At 25.1% G+C, this 17723-nt stretch carries 14 protein-coding genes, 2 tRNA genes and 1 riboswitch; of the genes, 12 read left to right on the forward strand and 4 right to left on the reverse strand.

What is annotated here, in order from left to right; genetic code table 11:
* Positions 1-495 precede the first annotated feature (495 nt).
* Together ACUN06_RS02460 and ACUN06_RS02465 are read left to right on the forward strand one after the other, a co-directional pair.
* Positions 496-2658 (forward strand): Tex family protein, encoded by a 2163-nt coding sequence (locus tag ACUN06_RS02460; RefSeq protein WP_291731907.1) that lies wholly within the window; start codon positions 496-498, stop codon positions 2656-2658.
* Between the two features lie 56 nt (positions 2659-2714).
* Positions 2715-2828: riboswitch (FMN riboswitch) on the forward strand.
* A 232-nt stretch (positions 2829-3060) separates the two neighbouring features.
* Positions 3061-3645 carry an ECF transporter S component gene (locus ACUN06_RS02465; protein ID WP_291731911.1) on the forward strand — a complete coding sequence of 195 codons (585 nt, stop codon included), beginning with the start codon at positions 3061-3063 and terminating at the stop codon, positions 3643-3645.
* 19 nt (positions 3646-3664) lie between these two features.
* On the opposite strand, the gene rimI is transcribed toward ACUN06_RS02465, so the two are convergent.
* The 3 genes from rimI to tsaE are packed head-to-tail and all read right to left on the reverse strand — an operon-like array spanning position 3665 to position 5281.
* Entirely contained in the window at positions 3665-4123 is a 459-nt protein-coding gene (rimI, locus tag ACUN06_RS02470) for a ribosomal protein S18-alanine N-acetyltransferase (RefSeq protein WP_291731913.1), read from the reverse strand.
* Positions 4107-4823: a tRNA (adenosine(37)-N6)-threonylcarbamoyltransferase complex dimerization subunit type 1 TsaB gene (gene tsaB, locus ACUN06_RS02475; protein WP_449390044.1), complete on the reverse strand. Its 717-nt coding sequence runs from the start codon at positions 4821-4823 to the stop codon at positions 4107-4109. The genes rimI and tsaB overlap by 17 nt, the downstream gene beginning before the upstream one ends.
* The gene (tsaE, locus tag ACUN06_RS02480; protein ID WP_291731923.1) at positions 4820-5281 is read right to left on the reverse strand and encodes a tRNA (adenosine(37)-N6)-threonylcarbamoyltransferase complex ATPase subunit type 1 TsaE; all 462 of its coding nucleotides are present in this window, start codon (positions 5279-5281) and stop codon (positions 4820-4822) included. Before tsaE ends, tsaB begins: the two co-directional genes overlap by 4 nt.
* 286 nt (positions 5282-5567) lie before the next feature.
* Between tsaE and ACUN06_RS02485 the strand changes: the two genes are divergently transcribed.
* The 4 genes from ACUN06_RS02485 (at position 5568) to licT (ending at position 9139) form a co-directional block, all read left to right on the forward strand.
* A tRNA-Trp gene (locus ACUN06_RS02485) sits at positions 5568-5641 on the forward strand.
* A gap of 130 nt (positions 5642-5771) precedes the next feature.
* Positions 5772-7964 carry a DNA helicase RecQ gene (gene recQ, locus ACUN06_RS02490; protein ID WP_449390045.1) on the forward strand — a complete coding sequence of 731 codons (2193 nt, stop codon included), beginning with the start codon at positions 5772-5774 and terminating at the stop codon, positions 7962-7964.
* Positions 7965-8014: 50 nt separating this feature from the next.
* Positions 8015-8088, forward strand: a tRNA-Trp gene (locus ACUN06_RS02495).
* 199 nt (positions 8089-8287) lie between these two features.
* Positions 8288-9139, forward strand: a complete 852-nt coding sequence (gene licT / locus ACUN06_RS02500; protein ID WP_291731928.1) for a BglG family transcription antiterminator LicT — start codon at positions 8288-8290, stop codon at positions 9137-9139.
* A gap of 47 nt (positions 9140-9186) precedes the next feature.
* On the opposite strand, the gene ACUN06_RS02505 is transcribed toward licT, so the two are convergent.
* Complete coding sequence (locus ACUN06_RS02505; RefSeq protein WP_291731930.1) at positions 9187-10029, reverse strand: phosphatase domain-containing putative toxin; 843 nt, start codon at positions 10027-10029, stop codon at positions 9187-9189.
* 126 nt (positions 10030-10155) lie between these two features.
* Here ACUN06_RS02505 and ACUN06_RS02510 point away from each other — a divergent pair, with 126 nt between their 5' ends.
* The 6 genes from ACUN06_RS02510 to ACUN06_RS02535 all read left to right on the forward strand — a co-directional run bounded on the left by ACUN06_RS02510 (position 10156) and on the right by ACUN06_RS02535 (position 17707).
* A complete protein-coding gene (locus tag ACUN06_RS02510; protein ID WP_291731932.1) occupies positions 10156-11106 on the forward strand; it encodes a PD-(D/E)XK nuclease family protein in 951 nt (316 codons plus the stop codon).
* Positions 11107-11159: 53 nt separating this feature from the next.
* A complete protein-coding gene (locus tag ACUN06_RS02515; protein ID WP_291731933.1) occupies positions 11160-11396 on the forward strand; it encodes a hypothetical protein in 237 nt (78 codons plus the stop codon).
* 165 nt (positions 11397-11561) lie between these two features.
* Complete coding sequence (locus tag ACUN06_RS02520; protein ID WP_291731935.1) at positions 11562-11744, forward strand: alpha/beta-type small acid-soluble spore protein; 183 nt, start codon at positions 11562-11564, stop codon at positions 11742-11744.
* 252 nt (positions 11745-11996) lie between these two features.
* Positions 11997-13130, forward strand: a complete 1134-nt coding sequence (locus tag ACUN06_RS02525) for a metallophosphoesterase family protein (RefSeq protein WP_449390046.1) — start codon at positions 11997-11999, stop codon at positions 13128-13130.
* Positions 13120-15825 (forward strand): AAA family ATPase, encoded by a 2706-nt coding sequence (locus ACUN06_RS02530; RefSeq protein ID WP_449390047.1) that lies wholly within the window; start codon positions 13120-13122, stop codon positions 15823-15825. The genes ACUN06_RS02525 and ACUN06_RS02530 overlap by 11 nt, the downstream gene beginning before the upstream one ends.
* An 85-nt stretch (positions 15826-15910) precedes the next feature.
* Positions 15911-17707, forward strand: a complete 1797-nt coding sequence (locus ACUN06_RS02535) for a MutS-related protein (protein ID WP_291730858.1) — start codon at positions 15911-15913, stop codon at positions 17705-17707.
* Positions 17708-17723: the final 16 nt, after the last annotated feature.

Below are 17723 nucleotides of genomic sequence, written 5' to 3' on the forward strand. Positions count from 1 at the left end.
ATATTATGTGAGGAAAAATATTATGCGTTATTTTTAATAAGTTCAAAAATACATTGAAATAATGATGTTAAAAGACAAATATATAAAAACATGTTGAGTTGTTTTGTTAGTACAAAGGAAATTCCACCTAATATAATCGTTATTAATATAACACTGCTAATAAATTTTAAAAAATTAGATTTACCTATTAATATTTGAGTTGTTGCAGTTAATAAAATTATTATTAATGTTAAAAATATAAATATATTTCTTAAATTTAGTGAAAAATCAATTATATATAGTTGGTTTAATACTAAGAGAATAATAAATACAATGAGACATATATTTAAAAATCCGTTTAAAAATTTATTCAAGCAAATTCCACCTTTCAATTAATTGGTAATATTTTACAAATAAATTATACTATTCTATTAACATAATATCAATAGTGTAAAAATATGTTATACTAAATTAGAAAAGTAATTTTATAGATGATTAATTTTATTGGAGGAATTTATGGTAAATATAGAAGAAAGATTAACCAAAGAATTAGACATAACTTTAAAGCAAGTACAAAATGTAATTAAATTATTAGATGAAGGAAATACAGTTCCTTTTATCTCTAGATATAGAAAAGAACAAACAGGTGGACTAAGTGATGATGTTCTCAGAAAGTTTTTTGAAAGATTAACTTATTTAAGAAATTTAAAAGATAGAAAAGAAGATGTTTTAAGATTAATAGATGAACAAGGTAAATTAAATGATGATATAGTTAAAGCTTTAGAAAAGGCTGATACCTTAACAGAAGTTGACGATATTTATAGACCTTATAAACAAAAGAAGAGGACAAGAGCAACAATAGCTTTAGAAAAGGGGTTAAAGCCATTAGCTAATTTAATTTTAGAAGGAACTTTTAAAGGTGATATAAGAGAAGAAGCTAGTAAGTATATAGATGAAGAAAAAAAGGTACTTACTGTGGATGAAGCTATAAGCGGAGCTTTAGATATAGTTGCTGAATGTATTTCTGATGATGCAGGATTTAGAAAGTGGATAAGAGAACTTGTAATGAGAGAGGGAAAAATTGAATCTAAGGGTTCAAGTGAAGAACCAACTCCATTTGAAATGTATTATGATTATAGCGAAGATGTAAGTAAAATTCCTGCACATAGAATATTAGCAATAAATAGAGGAGAGAAAGAAAAGGTATTATCTGTTAAGGTAATTGCTAACGAAGAGAAAATAATAACATATCTTCAAAGTAAATTGTTAAAGGGAAATAAAGCTACAGATGAATATTTAAAGTTAGCAATAAAAGATTCACTTAAGAGATTAATATATCCTTCAATAGAAAGAGAAATAAGAAGTGAATTAACAGATAAAGGTGAAGAAGGAGCAATATTAATATTTAAGGAAAATTTAAAGGCTCTTTTAATGCAAGCACCAATAAAGGGAAAAGTGGTTATGGGATATGATCCAGGGTTTAGAACAGGATGTAAGGTTGCAGTTTTAGATTCTACAGGTAAGTTCTTAGAAAAATCTACAGTATATCCTACTTTACCTAAGAATGATGTAGAAGGTACTAAGAAAATATTGAAAGAACTTATATATAAATATGATGTTGATGTTATTTCTTTAGGGAATGGTACTGCATCTAGAGAGTCAGAAGAAGTTATTTCTGAAATGATAAATGAAATTAAAAAGGAAAGCGGAAAAGAGTTAGCATATGTAATTGTATCGGAAGCAGGTGCCTCTGTATATTCAGCTTCAGAACTTGCAGCTAAGGAATATCCAGATTTAGATGTTACTATAAGAGGTGCTATTTCAATAGGAAGAAGATTACAAGATCCTATGGCTGAACTTGTAAAAATAGATCCTAAAGCAATAGGTGTTGGTCAATATCAACATGATGTTACTCCAAAAAAATTAGATGAATCATTAGCTGGTGTAGTTGAGGACTCTGTTAATAAGGTTGGAGTGGATTTAAATACTGCAACACCATCACTTTTAACATATATTGCAGGTGTTAATGCATCAATTGCTAACAATATAGTTTCTTATAGAGATGAAGTTGGAGGATTTAAGAGTAGAAAAGAATTATTAAAGGTTAAGAGACTTGGACAAAAAGCATATGAACAATGTGCAGGCTTTTTAAGAGTTATGGAAAGTAAAGAGCCTTTAGATAATACTTCAGTTCATCCAGAATCATATGAAGCAGCAGGAAAGCTTATAGATATTTTAGGATACAATAAGGAAGATTTAAAAAATAGAAATTTAAATGATATTGAAGAAAGAGTTAATTCAAAGGGATTAAAGAATCTTGTTAAAGAACTTGAAATTGGTGAGTTAACTTTAAAGGATATAATTAAAGAATTACAAAAACCAGGAAGAGATCCAAGAGAAGATATGCCTAAGCCAATTTTAAAAACTGGTGTTATAGATTTAAAGGATTTAAAGCCTGGAATGGAACTTATGGGAACTGTAAGAAATGTATCAGACTTTGGTGCTTTTGTTGATATTGGTGTTCATCAAGATGGATTAGTTCATAAGAGCCAAATGGCCAATAAGTTTGTTAAGCATCCATTAGATATAGTTAAGGTTGGAGATGTAATTAAAGTTAGAATTATGGAAGTTGATGAAAAGAGAAAGAGAATTTCATTAACTATGAAAGAGGTTAAGTAAAGAAAAAAAAGTTGTTGAAAAAAATGGAATTATATTATATAATAAAAATAAATAAAAAATATCTTCAGGGCAGGGTGAAAGTCCCTACCGGCGGTATAGCCCGCGAGCAATTTTGCAGATTCGGTGTAACTCCGAAGCCGACAGTAAAGTCTGGATGAAAGAAGGTAAGAGTTAAATTATATAAATATAGCATTGATAATAATTTAATTATCTAATTGATAATTAAATTTATTGCATATATAAATTATATTTATTAATAGCTTTGTTTTTAATGCCCTGATGTTTATAACATCAGGGCTTTTTATATCTATTAAACATTATAAATATTACAAACTATTATCAAATATATTGATTAATTTAGCTAATGCCCACGAGGATGACTTTTGGGAGGAGAATCTATATATGAATTCATCAAAAAATTTAAACAAAATGATTAAGGTATCTTTATTAGTGGCTATTTCGGTAGTACTTATGTATTTTGATTTTCCAATAATACCGGCATTTCCATGGTTACAAATTGATTTAAGTGAAGTACCAGCATTAATGGGGGGATTTGCTTATGGTCCTATAACTGGAGGAGCCATAGTAATATTAAAGGTAGTTTTAAGATTTTTATTAAAGGGAACTGGAACTGCATTTGTTGGAGAAATTGCTAATATTATAGTTGGACTTGCTTTAATAATGCCAGCAACATATATATATCATAGAAATAAAAGCAAAAAGACTGCAATTATTGGAATGATTAGTGGTGCATTAGTAATGCAAGTAGCAGGTATATTAGCTAATGTGTATATATTATTACCTTTGTTTGGAATGGATATGAAAGGTGCAGCATTAGCAAATTATATATTCTTTGGGATAATTCCATTTAATGCAATAAAAGCAGCTATTGTATCAGTATTAACTTATTTATTATATAAAAAGGTATCTAAGTCAATATTTAAAGTTGATAGTAAATTTGAAAATAGAAACAAAAAGATTGCATAAAAAGAGGGAATTGCACAATCTATTTAGTGCAATTCCCTCTTTTCCACATTATAATGGCATCTTCACCATTATCTGAATAATATCCTTTTCTTATACCTTCTTCTTTAAAGTTAAATTTCTTATAAAGGTTTTGAGCAGGAGTGTTTGAAGCTCTAACTTCTAAAGTGATATCTTCACAATTAAAAGTTTTACACACATCAAATAATTTTATTAACAAATTTGATGCAATGCCTTGTTTTCTATATTTTGGACTTACAGCAATATTTGTAATATCACCTTCTCCAGCAATTATCCATACTCCTACAAATCCAATAACTTCACTTGTTAATAAATCTTCTGCAATTACATACTTTGCTAATGGATTATTTAGTTCATTATTAATTGAATCTAAACTCCAAGGAATAGCAAAGCATTCGTTACTTAATTGATATATACCATTTACATGGGTTTCATTCATAAGACTATAATTTATTTTCATTTTTCATAGCCAGCCTTTGTTCAAGCTCCCTTTGTGCTTGTGGTTTTTTAATATAAAGTGGAGCAGAATTCATATCATCAACCTCTCCAGATTTAAGTTTTTCCATACCAAGCTCTCCTAAAGAAGAGGCCCTAATGATACTTAAATGGTTTGGAGCAAATTCACAATTATTTATATTTTTAGATAAGAATTCTTTGTGTTTAAACATACCATCACCAGTGAAAATAACTTTTTCACCTTTTTCATTTAATATTTCAGCAAGTTCACTTAAATCTAAAGATGTGCAATCAAGTAATTTTACTAGTTTACTATCAATATTTTTATAAAGACCAGTATAAACATTATCTCTTAATGCATCCATAATTGGACATATTATACCATCAAATGTAATTAAAGAGTTTGCTAATGCATCTAAACTTGAAATTGAAACATAAGGCTTATTTGCTCCCATACTTAATCCTTTAATAGTTGCCATTCCAATTCTAAGTCCAGTAAATGAGCCGGGTCCCTTAGAAACTACAAAACCATCAACTTCACTTATATCAATTTGGCACTCGTTTAATAGCATTTTTATTTTTTCCATTAAGATAACAGAATGTTCTCTTTTAAAGTTTAAAGTATATTCACCAAGTATAAATTCATCTTTAAGTAAAGCAACTGTAGTTACTAAAGATGAAGAATCAACGCTTAAAACTATCATATTTTTAACTCCTTTATATAATCATATCTTTCTCCATATGGAGTTATAGTGATTTTTCTATAGTCTTCGCCTTTTTCTAGGTCTTTTTCTATATAAATATGTAAAAAATCCTTTGGTAATATTTCTTCAATATAATTAGCCCATTCAATTATTGAAACTGCATCAGAGAAAATATAATCATCGAATCCTATTGCATATATTTCATCAGGATCTGAAACTCTATAAACATCAAAATGATTTAATTTTAAACGACCAGAATCATATTCATTCACAATTGTAAAAGTTGGGCTTGTTATGTAATCAGTTATGCCTAAACCTTTAGCAATTCCCTTAGTTATATGTGTTTTACCAGTACCTAAATCCCCTGTTAAGCAAATTATGTCACCAGCATTTAAAATCTTGCCAAGTTCCATACCAAGGTTTGTAGTTTGCTCAACACTATTAACAGAAATAATCATGTTAAAATCATCCCCTTTCGGTTAATTAGTATTTTGTAGTTAGAAGTTAGAAGTTAGTAGTTAGTAGTTAAGGAAAAAATTCAGCTTGGGCTGAATTTTGAAAAATATATTTTTAGAAATTCCTTAAGTAATTTCATCAGAAACTTGTCACTTGATAACTACAAACTAAAAACATTTGTTATTTTATATTTTATCCAAAAAGTACGAAAAAGAAAAGAATAATAGAAAAATAGTAGAAAAAATATTGATTTTATGTATAACATAATATATAATATATTTTGTACTTAGGGGTATCGTATATCGGTAGTACAGTAGTCTCCAAAACTATTAGGCTAGGTTCGATTCCTAGTACCCCTGCCAAAGAAGCTAGTAAGAATTTCTTACTAGCTTTTTTTATAATTTTTTTAAAAATAAGAACGAATGTTTGAATAAATTAAATGATGAAGTTAATAATTAAAAAGAAAATAGATTGTAGCAGTAAGGAGAATTTATGGATAAGGTCTTAGAGATTTTAAAACAATATTATGGATATAGCTCATTTAGAGAAGGGCAAGAGGAAATAATAAGAGAAATACTAAATGGAAATGATGTTTTAACTATTATGCCTACAGGTGGAGGTAAATCGATTTGTTATCAAGTACCTGCAATATTATTAGATGGTATAACAATAGTTATATCACCATTAATATCTCTTATGAAAGATCAAGTAGATAATATAAATAATCTAGGAATTAAGTCTGCTTATATTAATTCATCATTGAGTAATATAGAAATAAATAATATTTTAGATGAAGCCGCAAAAAATGAAATAAAAATATTATATGTTGCTCCAGAAAGATTAGAATCACAAGCATTTATAGAACTGATAGCAAGCATCAATGTTTCAATGATTGCTATAGATGAGGCACATTGTGTGTCGCAATGGGGACATGATTTTAGAAGTAGTTATAGAAGAATTAGTAGGGTAATTTCATTATTAAGAAATAGACCAATAGTTACAGCATTTACAGCAACAGCTACAGATGAAGTTAGAAAAGACATAGTAAATTTACTTAAATTGAATAATCCTAAAGTATTTATATCTGGATTTGATAGAAAAAATCTTAAGATAATAATAGAAAAAGGAGTAAATAAGAAAAATTATATTTTAAATTATATAAATAATAATAGAAATGAATCAGGAATAATATATGCTTCAACAAGAAAAGAAGTAGATAATTTATATGAGTTATTAAATTCAAATGGATTGCAAGTTGAAAAATATCATGCAGGACTTAGTGATGATTATAGAAAAACAGCTCAAGAAAATTTTATATATGATAAGTGTAATATAATAATTGCTACTAATGCTTTTGGTATGGGAATAGATAAACCAAATGTAAGATATGTAATACATTATAATATGCCTAAAAATATAGAAGGATATTATCAGGAAATAGGAAGAGCAGGAAGAGATGGTGAAGAAAGTGAATGTATAATGCTTTTTTCACCAGGTGATGTTCAAACTCAAAAATATATTATTGAAACAGCAACTGAAAGTGAAATTAGAAAAGAAAATGAACTTGAAAAGCTTCAAACAATGATAAATTTAGTTTATACGCAGGAGTGTTATAGAAAATATATATTAAATTACTTTGGTGAGCAATATGATGATAAATGTAATAAGTGTAGTAACTGTGAGGCGCTAGGGGAAGTAGTAGATAAAACTATTGATGCTCAAAAGGTTATTTCATGTGTCTATAGAATGAATCAAAGATTTGGAATTGGAATGGTAGTAGATGTACTTAGGGGATCTAATAATAAAAAGGTATATGAATTAGGATTTGATGAATTATCAACTTATGGAATAGTAAAAAATTATACTAAAGATAAATTAACCGAATTTATTAATATGCTAATTTCACATGGAGATTTAAACTATAAAGGAGAATATCCAGTTTTAACATTAAATAAACAATCTATGGAGATTGTAAGAGGAGAAAGAAAAGTATTTGTTAAAGAGCAAGTAGTTAAGAAAATTAAAATAGAAGAAAACGAATTATTTACTATATTAAAGGAATTAAGAATGAATATTTCTAGGGAAGAAAAAATACCTCCATATATGGTATTTGGTGATTCTACATTAAAAGAACTTAGTAATAGAATGCCAATAACAAATGAACAATTTTTAGATATAAGTGGTGTTGGTAATTCTAAACTTAATAAATATGGTGAAAAATTTATGGAAAAAATTAAATCATATATTAATGAAAATAATATTGAAGTAACATGGAGTTTTATTAGTAAGAAAAATAGTAATATATCATTTGATGAAGTTTTAAATAAGGAAAATGAAAAGAAGAAAAAAGAAAAAAATAATAATGAAGAAAAGAAGAAATCATATGAAATAACTATAGATTTTATTAAATCAGGTAGTTCAATAAAAGAAGTTGCTAAAGAAAGAAAATTAACTTTAGTTACTGTAATGAGTCATATTCAACAATATATTGCTGAAGGAAATAAAATAGATTTTGAAATACATTTAGAGGAGTTTTTTAATAATGATGAAGAAAAAATAGTTTTAAATGCTATAGACAAAGTTGGATATAATAAGTTAAAAGATATAAAGGAAGTAGTTCCAGAAGAAATAACATATGATGCAATAAGAGCAGTAGTATTAAAAAAGATTATTAGTTATAATTAAAAAAATACTTGACAATTATTATGTTAACATGGTAGAATAGCCATTGTTAGAGGGGTATCGTATATCGGTAGTACAGTAGTCTCCAAAACTATTAGGCTAGGTTCGATTCCTAGTACCCCTGCCAAAGACTTAGCAGTTTTGTTAAGTCTTTTTTTATATATAATAAAGAAATCATAAGGCTTTGAATTTAGTGAAGTTAACTATAACAATAGATTTTGAAATTGACAATTAAATATCTATAATGTTAAAATTTATGAGAGCCTAAATTAAGATTAATCTAAATTTAGGCATTCTTTTTGGTAGTATAAGGTGGGAGAAAGCAGATGATAGTTGAAAAAGTTTTAAATAATAATGTAGTTGTTTCAATAGATCCTAATACTAGGAAAGAAGTAATTCTAATGGGAAGTGGAATAGCTTTTAATAAAAAGCCAGGTCAATTAATTGATGATAAAAAAATAGAAAAAACATTTATAGTAGATGACGAAAATTTAGGAAACAAGATAAAAAAATTAATTAATCAAATTCCAGAAGGTATATTTGAAATAACTGATGAAATTATAACTTATGCAATAGTGGAATTAAATGTTGAATTAGATAAACAAATTTATATTTCATTAGCTGATCATATCGCTTTTGCTATAAAAAGATATAAAAATGGAATTATTATAAAAAATGAATTGTTAAGTGAAATAAGAAGAATTCATAAAGCGGAATATAATGTTTCGCTATGGGCTGTTGATTATATAAATAAAAAGGTTAATATAGAACTTCCAGAAGATGAAGCTGGATTTATTGCATTGCATTTTGTAAACGCAGGGTATAAGGAAACAACAACTAAATCAATAACATCAACAAAAATTATTAAAGATGTATTAAATATAATTAAGTGTCATTTTTCTTTGGATTTAGATGAAAATGATTTAAATTATGATAGGCTACTAACGCATTTAAAGTATTTTGCAAAGCGTATTGTAAATAATAATCAAGATAATAGTACCGATTCCAATTTTGCAAAAATGATAGCAAAAACATATCAAGAATCATATGAATGTGCTGTTAAAATAGGAGATTATATATTAAAAAATAATAATTACTACGTAAATGATGAAGAAAAAGTTTATTTAACAATGCATATTCAAAGAGTTATTAATGTAGCTCGTGAAAAGGATAAGTAAAAATAAAGAATTATGAACTAACTATTAAGTTCACAATTCTTTATTTTTTAAGATTCTTTAATCCATTGAGAGTAGGAAATAGAATAATTAGAATCTTTATTTTTTTGAACATAATTACAAAAATCTTCAAGAAAATTATATTGAATGTTATTATCATGAAGATTTACTCCTCCAATATTATATTGGTAAGATAATAATTGCTCTAATGTTAAGTTACTATTATTTTTCATAGCTTGGTACATAACCATAAATGAAGTAGTTCTTCCTTTACCAGCAGCACAATGAAAGTGAAGATGAATATCATCAGGTTTATTTTTTATAAATTCTACAAATTCATCAACAATATCAGGAGTTGGTGCACTATTATCTTTTACTGCAAATCGTTTATATTGCATATCGGCCTCAGTTACTAATTGAGATTCATTAGATATAAAATCAACAGTAATATCTTTGATAAATATTCCAGTGTGTTTATAAAGTTGGATAGTATTTCCAATTTTAATTTTATTTAATAATGAATTTTCAGCCTTAATAGTTTGTTCTGTAGTAAATCCATTATTTAAATCCTTATATGGATTTAAAAAACTTATTGCTAAGTCATTTATCATTCCATGAGATTCTTGTCTTAAATCAACTATACAAATATTATCCTTATTAATAGAATTTTTTAAATTTAATAATTGGTCTTTAGTAAATTGAGCGCTTCCAGATATATTTAATGTAGGAATATCTCTTAATCTCATAGGAAGACCAACACTAGAAGTTGAATCTATAGTAATTATTGATTCATTTTTATTTGATGTAAAACATAAAGGTTTTGAAGAAATTAATGAAGTAAACAATAAAAATAATGAAATAAAGCTAATTACCTTTAAAGTGATATTTTTCATAATAAACCTCCAAGATTAATTTTAATAATATTTTTTGTAAATTATGAAAATTTATTCTGAATTAAATAATAAGATGATTTATACTAATTATAAGTGTATAAATAAATATTAAAGGGGGATAGAAAAGTGAATAGTGGATATGAACGACGTAAATATCCAGAAAAGTCATGGTCAATTTCTAAAATGAAAACATTAAATTCATGTGAGAGAGAGTATTATTATACTTATTATGGAAGTCATAATGGCTGGATATTTACTAGTAGTGAAGAGCAAAAAATTGCTTGGAGATTAAAAAAGTTAACAAATTTATGGATGTGTTTTGGAGAAGCTGTTCATAAACAAATTAGAGGAATAATTAATTTATGCAAAGTTGATAAAAGTAAAATTATGAATGCTTCTAGATTTAATGAAGTTACATTAAATCAATTAAGAACAATAATTAAAGAAAGTATTAATAAATATATTACAAATGAGTGGAATGAATATCCTAGAGGAGTAATGCTTCAAGAATATTATTATGGGAATAAAATTTCTAAAAGTGTTGGAGAAGAATTAAAAGAAAAATTGATTCAATGTAGCAATAACTTTTATGTATCAATTACCTTTGAAGATATTTTAAAAGATGAGGTTGTAATACTAGAAAATGATGAAGAGGTATTTAGTAGTTTTGAATATAATAATTTAAAAATTTACTCAAAATTAGATTTATTGTATAAAGACCTTGATGGATATTATGTAATTGTAGATTGGAAAACAGGAAAAGATTCTATGGATGATAAAGAACAATTATTAGTTTATGCATGGTATGTAATGCAAAAATATAGTGTTCATCATTCTAAAATTAAAGGTAGAGTTGAATATTTATTAGATGGATATTTTGAAGAAATATTATTTAAAAATGAAGATATTGAATATATAAAATCTAAAGTAGAGAATGATTTGAAAATTATAAATTATTATTTAGAAGATATAAATTTAAATAAGCCAAAGGAAAAATTGGTATTTGAAAAAACATTAAAAAAATATAAGTGCGAAAATTGTAAGTTTAGGCTTTTATGTAATAATGAAATTGATTAAAATTTTGTAAGTTGGATAAGACTTAAAATAAAATTTTAATATGAGGTGAAATCATGAGTTTTATTCAAATACAAATTTTAATATTTTTAAGTATATTAATTTGTTCATTAATAGGAGGGAAAAAATCATCCTTAATAGCAAGTTTAGTATGGTTAATAGAAACATTTATAGTATATAAGGAAAGCAGAATAAATTACATTCAATTTATATCAGTTTCATTATCTTTTCAAATAGGAATGTTAGTAGCTATTACTAGGGATTTTGTATTAAAAAAAATAAAAAATAAATAACAAGGAAAATAGTTTAAATAAATCCAATAAAATAAATTATAGTAATAAATTACTTGTAATATAAAATTTCATAATGGTTACTATAATAGTGTAGACAGGAGATAACTTAAAAGAAAAATTTAACTTAAGTCTACAAAGTACCGGAAGCCAAAGGAGGAATACATTATGTCAAAAGCATTAGTTCCAGAAGCAAAACAAGGATTAAGCGCATTTAAAAATGAAGTTGCCTCAGAAATGGGTGTACCATTTACTGATTATAATGGTGATTTAACTTCAAGACAATGTGGTTCCGTTGGTGGTGAAATGGTTAAAAGAATGGTAGAACAATACGAAAGTGGATTAAAGTAAAGAAACCACTAATGGGTACAAACTGGTAATAGAAGGAAACAATACTTCGAGAGGGTGAGTACTGTTATGGGTGAAATACCACCAGAAAATTAACTATCATTCAAAAAAAGAAAGAGTTACATTAAGGTAGAAATTCTACAATAATGTAGCTCTTTTCTTTTGTTTAATATTTTAATTTATTTATAGCATTCTTTATAAAAAATATAAATTATGGTAAAATATGAACAGAAGTTCGTGAAAGAAGGTAAAGTTATGAAGCAAATTAAAATTTTACATTGTGCTGATTTGCATTTTGATACACCATTTAAAGAACTTACAAAGGAGATATCACAAAATAGCAAAGAGGAACTTTTACAGGTATTTAAAAATATAATAGATTTAACAATAAATGAACAAGTACAGGTATTACTTATTGCAGGAGATGTCTTTGACAATTTAACAGTTAATAAGAATACTTTATTTTTTATATCAAACCAATTAAAAAGGATAGAAAATGTTAGAGTATTTATATCACCAGGAAATCATGATCCATATAATGAAAAATCTTTTTATAAGATGATAAACTGGCCTGATAATGTTTATATTTTTAAAGGCAAAATGCAAAGTAAGGAAATTGAGGAATTAAATTTAGTAGTTTGGGGAGCTGGATTTAATAACAATTATGAACATGAAGGCTTAATCAATGAAATTAATATAGATAAATCTAAAATAAATATAATGGTGATTCATGGAGAAATTGAAAGCGGAAATTCAAAAAATGAATATAATCCAATATATTTAAGAGATATTGAAAAAACAGGAATTGAATATGTTGCATTAGGACATAGACATAAATTTTCAGGAATTCTTAAGAGTGGAAATACTAATTATGCTTATAGTGGATGTCCACAAGGAAGAGGATTTGATGAGGAAGGTGAACGGGGAATAATAATAGGAGATATTTATAAAGGTGGTGTATCTCTTAACTTTAAGTCAATTTGTAAAAGAAAATATATAACAAGGGAAGTTCGAATAGATGATATTAATACTTATGATGAATTAATTTCAAAAATATTATCATTAGGAAATGAAGAAGAACTTAAGAGAAATTTTTATAAGATAATATTAAAGGGAAAAGTAAAGGAGCATTTTACATTAAAAGAAAATATATTAATGGAAAAAGTAAAAGATAACTTTTATTATATTAAATTTATTGATAAAACCATTATTGGAATGAATATTAATGAGTTTAGTATGGATTTTTCCATAAGAGGAAGGTTTGTAACGAAAATTATAAGGATGATACAGAAATCTAATGATGAAGAAGAAAAAAATATATTGCAAAATGCTTTGAAGTTAGGAATGCAATGTCTCTCAGAAGAAGAGGTGAGTTTAAATGATTATTAAAAGTGTAAATATAAACTCTTTTGGGGGAATTAAAAATAAGAAAATAAATTTTAGTAAGGGATTAAATATAGTATATGGTGAAAATGAAGCCGGTAAAAGTACTATTCAATCTTTTATTAAAATATGGCTTTATGGTTTTTCAAGTTATAAGGGAAAGGACTATAAATTAAATGAAAGGATTAAGTATACTCCAAATGATGGAGATAATATTAGTGGAGAGTTAAATGTAATACATGAAGATAAAGAATATATTATAAGAAGGACATTTGGGAGAACAAAAAAAGAAGATACTTCTATTATTATAAATTCAATTACAGGAGAGAAAGTACAATATATTAATAAAGAAGAACCTGGAAAGTATTTTTTTAATATAAATAGATCTACATTTATAAATACAGTATTTATTGGGCAACTAGGTGTAAGTGTAAAAAAGGATAAGGAAGAGGAAATATTAGATAAATTATCAAATTCTATTGGAAGTGAAGAAGGACAAGTATCTGTTGAAGTAGCTTTTTCTAAGCTTGATAAATACAAAAAATCTATATCAAATATAAGAAAAAGTGGATCATTAGATGTATTAAAAAATAAATATGGAGATTTACTAAGTGAAAGATATGAAGCTTACAAACTTTCAAATCACAATATAGAAAATGAAGAAAATTTAATTAAGTTAAATGAAGAAAAATTAAATATAAATAAAGAAATAAGCAATTTAGAAATATATAAAAAGTATTTAAAAAAGATAAAAATAAAAAAAGAATATCAAGAAATTACTGAGTATTTCAAGAAAAAAGAAAAATTAAGAAATGAACAATTTTCAATAAATAAAGATTTAACTTTTAATGATGAAGTAATAAATAATATTTTTATTGAAAATGTTAAAGAAGATTATTCAATGTATTTAAATTTATTAAATATTGTAAATGATGAAGAAGAAAGAATTTGTGTTAAGGAAGAAAGGTTAATTGAGTTAAAGGTTCCTTTAAGAGAGTATTATTATATAAATAATCTTCCAAAAGATATATTAAGTAAACTAGAAGGATTAAAAATAAAAAATGAAATGCTAACGGAAAAATATCAAATAAATGAATCTATAAAAAATGAAATTAAATTTCTTAATATTAAGAAAAAAGAAGCAGAAAATTTAATTGGATCAGCAATAGAAATTAAGAATTTTAAAGAAGATTTAGAATCGTTATTATTAATATATGAAGAGGAATTAAAGAAATTAAAAAGTATTATGGAAGAAGAAAGTGATAAACCACAAAATAATATATTTTTAATATCCTTAGTTGTAATTTTTTTTATAAGTATAACTTTAGGAATTCTTATTGATAATAGTAATTTTAAGGTTTTATTATATACTATTAGTTTAGGAATTTTAATATTTATAGGATTTAATTTTTATATAAATAAAAAAGGCAGCAATAAGGAGAAAACAAGCTTTTTATTAAAAGGTAACATTGAAAAAATTGAAATTAAGTTAAATGAATATTGTAGTAAATTACAAGTTAATAATTATTCAGAATTAGTAAATAAATTAAGCATTTATAAAAATTATCTAGAACTTGAAGAAAAGATAAATAGAAAAATTAATGAAAAATTATCTCAAAGAAGTATTTTGAATTTAGATAGTGCAATGGATGAACGAGAAAATATAAAGGAAGAAATAAATAATTATTTAAGAATTGCATCAGTAGACAGTATAGATAAATTAATTAAAGAAATTTATAAATATAAGGAAGATTTTAAAGAAGTAAATAATTTGGAAATTGAATTAAACAATTTGAGAAGTAGTTTAAATAGAACTAAAGAGCAGCTATTAATGAGAGAAGAAAAACTAAAGAGAAGTTTAGAATCAATTGGATTTAAAAATATAAATATAAGTGAAATAGATGAAATAATAAAGGAAATAGAAGAAAAAATTAAAAAAAGGGATGAAGTAAGCAAAAGTCTTGCATCTGTTGAGGAGGCATATTCAGCTTTAACTAAGGGAAAAGATATAAATAAAATTAAAGAAGAATTAGGTGATGTAATAAATATAAATTTTAATTATTCTTATGAAAATGAAGATGAAATAGATGAAGTAATTAAAGAAAAAAATATAAGACTTGTAGATGTTGAAAAAAAATTAAAGGATATAGAAAATGAAATAAAAAATAGATTTATAGGAAAGAGAACTATTCCAGTAATTGAAGAAGAGATAAAAGAGGTTGAAAGTAATATTGAAAAATATGAAACTCAATTAAAGGCAAGTTATGTTGTAAGTGAAGTGTTAACAGAAGTATATGATGAAATACGTTCTAGTTTTGGACCTATTTTAAATAGTAATGTGATTACATCTTTTAAGGAGTTTACTGATGGTAAATATAATGAGGTTATGGTATCTGATAATTATGAAATGAAGGTAAAGGATGATAAAAGTATAATGGCAGCTGAAGTACTTAGTAATGGAGCTAATGATCAATTATATTTATCTTTACGATTAGCATTTGTTGAAATGATATTTAAAAATAAGGATATACCTATATGTTTAGATGATACTTTTATTCAATATGATGATAAACGATTAGAAAGAACAATTAAATATTTAATTAAAGAAAGATTTGAGCAATATATAATATTTACATGTCAAAAAAGGGAAGAGGCAGTAATTAGAAATAATAGTATAAGTCATAAATATATTAAGTTATAACTATTAATTTAACAAATTGTTATGGATTAAATAGGAAAAATAGTCTAAACTAGTTATTGTAAAACTATTATAAGAGGTAATGTAAATGGAAAAGGCATTAAATTATTATAAAAATAATATAAAAGCTGTTAATGAAAAATTAAAGAAGCTTGAAAAAGTCTTAATATATTTTTCAATATTGAGATTTATAATTGTTATTTTATGTATTGGAATAATGTATTATTTTTATAAGCAAAGTAGTATTGAAGCTATGGGAGCTAGTTTTTTAGTTTTTTTACTAATATTTATTATTGTAGCATTTTTTCATAATGAAAAGATAAATAAAAAAAAGAAGCTCTTAATAATACTTGAATACAATGAAAAGGGAATAAAAAGATTAGATAACACATGGAGAGAGTTTAAAGATATTGGTGAAGAATTTATAAATAAAAAGCATAAATTTTCAAATGATTTAGATATATTTGGTAAAAGTTCTTTGTTTCAATGGATTAATTTAACAAAGACTTCCTTTGGAAGAAAAAATTTAGCTAATAAAATGATGATGAATTCATTACCAACAAGATACGATATTCAAGAAGAACAAGAAGCAATTAAAGAATTATCAAACAAAAGAGAATTCTGTGAAAAAATTTATTTTGAAGCAAGCATAGAAAATAAGAAAAAAGAAAATATTGAAGAATTGTTAAAGTGGTTAGATAAAGATGAAAAAAGCAATTTTACAATAAAGTATATTTCATATTTATTTATTGCAATTACATTTATAATGATATTTTTAACTATTACAAGAAAAGTTTCAATTTCAAATTTAATATTAGATTTAATTATTAATTACTTAGTTATTAAATTGTTAACTAAAAGGTTAAGTGATGTAATATCTATATTTATAAATAATAAAAAGGAAATTTATAAATATAGCAATATGCTTTCAATTATACAAGATGAAAATTTTAAATCTAAAAAATTACTAAGCATTCAAAAGGGATTAGTAAGTTCTAATATTAATTGTAAAAATGAAATGAAAAAATTAAAAAATATAATAAGCTGGTTAGGTGATAGTACATCTAATGCTTACTATTTAATAGTTAATGTATTGTTTATGAGTGATATATTCATTTTATCAAACTTAGAAGAGTGGAAAGTTAAAAATGGATATAAAGTAAGAAAATGGCTTAATGACATGGGGGAGATAGAAGCACTTATAAGTCTTTCAACAATAGCATTTGAACATGATGAATGGACTTATCCAACAATTTCTGGTGTTAATGAAATTGAAGCAATTGAATTAGCACATCCACTATTAGGAGAAAAGGCAAAGTCTAATAATTTTACCCTTAAGGGAAGAGAAAAGGTTGCTTTAATTACAGGATCTAATATGTCAGGAAAAAGTACGTTTTTAAGAACAATAGGATTTAATATGATATTAACTTATTTGGGATTACCTACTTTTTCAAAAGGATTCAAATGTGGAATAAGCAATATATATACTTGTATGAGAACACAAGATAATTTAGAAGAAAATATTTCATCATTTTATGCAGAAATATTAAGAATAAAGCTTGTAATAGAAGCCGCTAAAAGAGGTGAAAAAGTATTCTTCTTATTAGATGAAATATTTAAGGGAACAAACTCTAAGGATAGACATGATGGTGCTAGGATATTAATTGAGCAACTTGTTAAGCTTCAAGGAGTTGGCTTAGTATCAACTCATGATTTAGAATTATGTGATTTGGAAAGGGAAAAAAGCTGGTTAGTAAATTATAACTTTAGAGAATATTATGAAGATAATAAAATAAAATTTGATTATATTCTTAGAAGTGGAAAAAGTAAAACACAAAATGCAAAGCATTTAATGAAATTAGCAGGTATTGATATAGAAGAGTAAATTGAGTAAAGAATCT

The sequence above is a fragment of the Clostridium sp. ETTB3 genome (assembly GCF_053571985.1).